The organism is Arthrobacter sp. JCM 19049 (genome assembly GCF_001310435.1).
In genome coordinates, this window is sequence record NZ_BAXF01000697.1 from 1 (window position 1) to 923 (window position 923).

Consider the following 923-nt stretch of genomic DNA (forward strand, 5'->3'; position numbering starts at 1 on the left):
GCACGCCGAGGCGCTGGACCTCTCGCGCCGCCTGGAGCCGCTGTGGGATCTTTTTCGGAGCCTGGGCAGCCTGCGTGTGGTCAGCGCGCTGGCCGAGGAGCTCGGTCTGGTCTCCGCGCCGAGCCTGCCGCTGCCCCTGCAGGGCATTCCCGATGCCGCCCGCCAGCGGCTGCGGAAGTTCCTGGCCGCTGCCCGGCTCGAGGACGATGTATAACCACAACGGCATATAGTGCTGGCTTGGTCAAATGGGTACCCGGGCGAACTTTGGGTGCCTGATGCCGGGCACCCGTGTACTTGCGGCACTCGGTTCACTACGCTCATAGGCAAGAGGCCTTCCGTGTCGCTGCCGCGGCGGGAGGGCCGCTGGAACCAGAGGAAGGCGCTGGAGATGAGCCGAGCACCGTACCGCGTTCAGGCTGCATCTACTCTGCCCCCACGCTTCACCGGCCCCCGGGCACCATGGCCAAGAATTTCCCATGACGGCAGGGCAGCGCGATGAGCGAGATCCTTCAGCTGCGCCCCGGGGACTGGCGCACCATCCCGAACCTGGTGACGCTGCTGCGCCTACTGCTGATTCTTCCATCTGCGGGTTCATCATCAGTGACGAGCAACCGGTCCTCACCCTGGTGCTGGCGGCCATTTTTGGCACCACCGACTGGGTCGACGGCTTCTTGGCGCGGCACCTGAACCAGACCAGCAGCTTCGGCCAGATCCTGGACCCCATCGCGGACCGTATCGGGGTGGCCTTGATCCTGGTGGCCCTGACCATTGCCGGTCTGCTGCCTGGTGGATTGCGGTCCTGACATTGCTGATGGACCTTGCCGTGACGGTCAGCCTGTTTTTCGCCAAGGATCCCGGCAGCCTTTCGGTGAGCATCATCGGCAAGGTGCGCACCGCGGTGCTGATGGTGGGGCTGGTCCTGG

General features: G+C 65.7%; 1 protein-coding gene and 1 pseudogene. Both read left to right on the forward strand.

Annotated elements, in window-relative coordinates:
* Positions 1 to 214 (forward strand): annotated as a pseudogene (locus JCM19049_RS15595) (dihydrodipicolinate synthase family protein); the annotation flags it as partial.
* Between the two features lie 262 nt (positions 215 to 476).
* Positions 477 to 803, forward strand: coding sequence for a CDP-alcohol phosphatidyltransferase family protein (locus JCM19049_RS15600; protein WP_054822009.1), 327 nt, complete (start codon positions 477 to 479; stop codon positions 801 to 803).
* Positions 804 to 923 lie beyond the last annotated feature (120 nt).

Coding starts and splice junctions, on each gene's coding strand:
- JCM19049_RS15600 (WP_054822009.1), top strand. CDS start 477: ATGACGGCAGGGCAGCGCGATGAGCGAGATCCTTCAGCTGCGCCCCGG.